The organism is Frankia sp. CgKIO3 (genome assembly GCF_977946435.1).
The window spans coordinates 1-4047 of record NZ_CDWTMO010000252.1 but is presented as its reverse complement, the minus strand read 5'-3'; the positions used below and the strand labels follow the sequence as shown (position 1 = coordinate 4047).

The window sequence follows — 4047 nt, the reverse complement described above, 5'->3', positions numbered from 1 at the left end:
AGGCTGTGGCTTGCCGCGTTCCAGAACGCGGTCTCCGGCGAGGGAACGAGCACCCAGCACGCTTTGACTGACGATGCGTCGAGTAAGGAAAGCGAGTAGCCGATGGACCACCTGCGGCCCAGCATGGACTGGATGCTCAAGGACCTTGCGGAGAGCGTGCCGGGCACCCGGCATATCATCGTCCTGACCGCGGACGGCCTGCGCATGGCCCAGTACAACACGGATGTGGACACCGCCGACCGCCTCGCGGCCGCGTGCGCCGGCCTGCAGAGCCTGTCCGCCGCCGTCGGCGCCGAGTTCCCGCAGGGGGACAAGCGGATGCGGCTCGTGGTGATCGAGGTGGGCGGGGGATTCTTCTACCTCATGGCGGCCGGCGCGCGCGCGTACCTCGCGGTGCTGGCCGACGAAGGGGTGGACGCGGGGTTGATGGGACAGCAGATGCGCAACCTGGTCGCACGTATCGGTGAGCATCTCACCAGCCCGTCGCGGATGGAGGAGAGGACGGCCGGGTGACCCCGTCCCCGATCAACGACGCGTCCTCCGCCTGGGAGCAGGGCGGTCCCGAGCGCCTGTACGTCCTCACCGGCGGGCGCGGCGCCTCGGGCCGCCGGGCCGACATCGACCTGATCACCCTCGTGGTGGCGCGGGCCGCGGCCCGGCCCGAGATGCAGCCGGAACACGCGTCCATCCTGCGCATGTGTCACTGGCCCCTGTCCATGGCGGAGATCTCAGCGTACCTCAAGCTGCCGTTCAGCGTAGTCGCCATCCTGGTCTCCGACCTGCTCAGGGACTCGCTCGTCGAGGTGCGTGCCTCGGTGCGCATGGAAGGAATCGGCGATCCTGAACTGCTCAAGGCGGTGATGAATGGACTCCAGAGGCTCTGAGTTGGCCGTCGGGCCGGCACGCGACGACACGCTGCCCGCCTCGGCCGCCACCGCGGTCAAGATTGTCGTGGTCGGCGGGTTCGGCGTCGGCAAGACGACCCTGGTCGGCTCCGTCAGCGAGATCAGACCGCTGACGACCGAGGAGACGATGACCGAGGTCAGCGTCGGGGTGGACGACGTCCGCGGGGTCGAGCAGAAGGATGCGACCACCGTGGCCATGGACTTCGGCCGGATCACCATCAACGAGCAACTGGTGCTCTACCTGTTCGGCACGCCTGGGCAGCAGCGCTTCTGGTTCCTGTGGACCGGCCTGTTCGAGGGAGCCCTTGGTGCGGTCGTGCTGGTCGACACCCGGCGGCTCGAGGCCAGCTTCGACGTCATCGGGCGGCTCGAGGACGGCGGCGTGCCGTTCATCGTGGCCATCAACGTCTTCCCGGACGCCCCGAACCACCCGCTGGACGAGGTCCGTGCCGCGTTGGATCTGCCGGCCGTCGTGCCGATCGTCGCGTGCGACGCGCGCAGCCGGGCCTCGAGCCGGGACACCCTGCTGGCCCTCATGCGCTACCTGTACTGGCTGTCCACCCAATCCGCGGCCCCGGTGGCCGCCTCGGCCGCCACGGAGTAAGTGTGTCAACATCCATTCCCGAAGCAGGCGCGGAATCAGGCGCTGCGATCCCGCCGCCGGGGTGTCCGGCGCACGCGGCCTTCGCGCAGGATGCCGCACGGACCGCGCTCTACGGCCCGGAAGCGCAGCACGATCCCGGCGCGGTCTACGAGAAGCTCCGCGCGGAACACGGCAGGATCGCCCCGGTGGAACTCGAGGGTGGCGTCCCGGCCTGGCTGGTGCTCGGCTACCGGGAGAACATGGAGGTCGCTCGCACCCCGAGCCGGTTCACCCGGGACGCCCGGCTCTGGCGGGACTGGAACGAGGGCAGGATCGCCGCGGACGACCCGCTGCTTCCGCTCATCGGATGGCGTCCCGACGTCGTGTCCTACGATGGCGAGGAACATGCGCGGCTGCGCGCCGCGGTCAACGAGTGCCTGACCAGGTTCGACCGGCACGGCACCCGGCGGCACGTCCAGCGCTACGCGAACCAGCTGATCGACGGCTTTGTCGAGGACGGCCGCGCGGACCTGGTGACCCAGTTCGCCGTTTACCTTCCGATGCTCGTGCTGAGCCGGCTGGTCGGCCTGAGCGAGGGGTACGGCCGGAAACTGATCGAGGCCATCGTTGGCATGGTCAGCGGCGGCGAGGAGGCGTACGCGCACAACCAGTACATCATCGGCACCCTGCGGTCGCTGACCGAGGAGCGGCGCAGGGCCCCCGCGCACGACCTGGCGTCCTGGTTCGTCCAGCACCCCTCGGGGCTGAACGACGAGGAGGTGCTCAACCACCTGCGCCTCGTGATCGTGCTGGGCTACGAGGCCACGACGAACCTGGTCTCGAACACGCTGCGGATGGTGCTGACTGACCTCCGCTTCCGCGCGTCGCTTGCCGGCGGGCTCATGACGCTGCCGGACGCGGTCGAGCAGATGCTGTGGGACGATCCGCCGCTGCTGGTCTGCCCGGCGCGGTTCGCCACGCACGACATGCATTTCGCCGACAAGGAGATCCGCGAGGGCGACATGCTGCTGCTCGGCATCGCGGCGGGCAACGCGGATCCGGAGATCCGTCCGGATCTCGACGCGCCGATGCACGGCAACCGCTCGCACCTGGCGTTCAGTCGGGGCCCGCACGAGTGCTCGGGACAGGAGATCGCCCGCGCCATCACCGACACCGGCGTCGACGTGCTGCTCAACCGGCTACCCGACCTGCACCTCACGGTGCCGGAGGAGCAGCTGACCTGGACCGCCTCGACCTGGTCCCGGCACCTTGACGCGCTCCCGGTCAAGTTCGCCCCGCAGCGCCGCCCCGCCCCGCAGTCTGCGCCAGCCGCCCCGGCGTTCTCCGCCCCGGTGGTCGAGCCGAGCGCCGCGAAGGACGCGCTGGCGGCGGTGGCCGAGGCCGACGCGCAGGCCAGAGTGGACACCCGCCGCGGCTTCTGGGCCTCGCTGGGCGGCATGTTCCGCGGTCGACGCTAAGGGTTCACGGTCGGCTGACGTACCGCCGAGCGGCGCCGGGGAATCGCTCCCGGGCGCTACTCTTTTGTTTCCGACGCGCCGTCAGACCGCCTGCGGCGAGGTCAGCATGCGAGAGATCTCCTCGCGCGGCGGATCCGTGTCCATCAACAGTTCGTTGACGGCGGCCCACGCCTGGTAACCCCAGTTCCAGTCGTCGACGATCCTCGCACCCATCCGGGCCTGGGCGCGTTCTGCGTCGGTGAACTGCAGCACGTCGAAGGCCGTGTCAAGGCGCTGCTTTGTGGTGTGTATCGACTGGTCGAGCGTCCGCATCTCCTGCTCGCAACGAGCTCTTGCCTCTTGCCAATCGCAGCCGTCCTGGTCGCGGATGATCGCGATCAGGTTGCGCGGGTCGTCACGCTTCGCGTCGCGGACCGAGGAGTAGACGTCGTTGCAGTACACGATGATGTCGCTGGCCAGCCTGCGCAGCAGTCGCAGCTGGGTACAGTGGTGGATGTGCGGCGCCAGATAGGTGAAATTCATCTTCTCGCCGAACACCAGGCACAGCGGCACCGCGCCGTTTCCCAGGCGTAGTTCCAAGTACTCTTCGACCGTCGTGTCCATCCGCCGGTCCCGCATCGCCGCATAAGTGGCCTGCGTGTTGAAGTACCATTCCCAGTGCTCGCTGACCCGAGCCACCCACTGGTCCGGCGAGCTGGCGGTCTGCCGCGCCCACAGGTCATGGAAGATCATCTCCATGGGGGACTTCGCGGGTCTCCCGTAGAGAATCCCGGTGAGCTCCGCGCTGATGACGTTGATGCGGCTGATGTCCGCCACGAGATCGTCGGTGAAGTCGTCGTAGATCCGGAAGAAGGCGTGGATGTCGTAAGCGAGTTCCAGCTCCGGCAGCGGGGCCAGAGGGTATACCCAGGCCGAAAGCGTGGCGTACCTCTCGGCCCGGGGTGTGCAGACCTGGAAGCAGGTGAGCCATTCGACGGTGTGCGCCAGGGCTTCGGCAGCGTTCTCGTTCGGCTGCCAGGAGCGCGCAGCTTCGTGCACCGTGAATTCGTAATGAAGTAATTAATGCAAGCCAATATGCGTC

Annotated in this window: 5 protein-coding genes; 4 read left to right on the top strand and 1 reads right to left on the bottom strand. The window is 68.3% G+C overall.

Annotated elements, in window-relative coordinates; genetic code table 11:
* Window positions 1–132: 132 nt before the first annotated feature.
* From AC08OJ_RS19035 to AC08OJ_RS19020, 4 genes are read left to right on the top strand one after another with little or no spacing between them, the layout of a single operon-like run.
* A complete protein-coding gene (locus tag AC08OJ_RS19035; protein ID WP_476596450.1) occupies window positions 133–513 on the top strand; it encodes a roadblock/LC7 domain-containing protein in 381 nt (126 codons plus the stop codon).
* Entirely contained in the window at window positions 510–884 is a 375-nt protein-coding gene (locus AC08OJ_RS19030) for a DUF742 domain-containing protein (RefSeq protein WP_476594610.1), read from the top strand. Before AC08OJ_RS19035 ends, AC08OJ_RS19030 begins: the two co-directional genes overlap by 4 nt.
* Window positions 865–1509, top strand: coding sequence for a GTP-binding protein (locus tag AC08OJ_RS19025; protein ID WP_476594609.1), 645 nt, complete (start codon window positions 865–867; stop codon window positions 1507–1509). The genes AC08OJ_RS19030 and AC08OJ_RS19025 overlap by 20 nt, the downstream gene beginning before the upstream one ends.
* 2 nt (window positions 1510–1511) lie before the next feature.
* Window positions 1512–2966, top strand: a complete 1455-nt coding sequence (locus AC08OJ_RS19020) for a cytochrome P450 (RefSeq protein ID WP_476594608.1) — start codon at window positions 1512–1514, stop codon at window positions 2964–2966.
* An 81-nt stretch (window positions 2967–3047) separates the two neighbouring features.
* Here AC08OJ_RS19020 and AC08OJ_RS19015 read toward each other — a convergent pair whose 3' ends face one another.
* Complete coding sequence (locus AC08OJ_RS19015) at window positions 3048–4004, bottom strand: terpene synthase family protein (protein ID WP_476596449.1); 957 nt, start codon at window positions 4002–4004, stop codon at window positions 3048–3050.
* Window positions 4005–4047 lie beyond the last annotated feature (43 nt).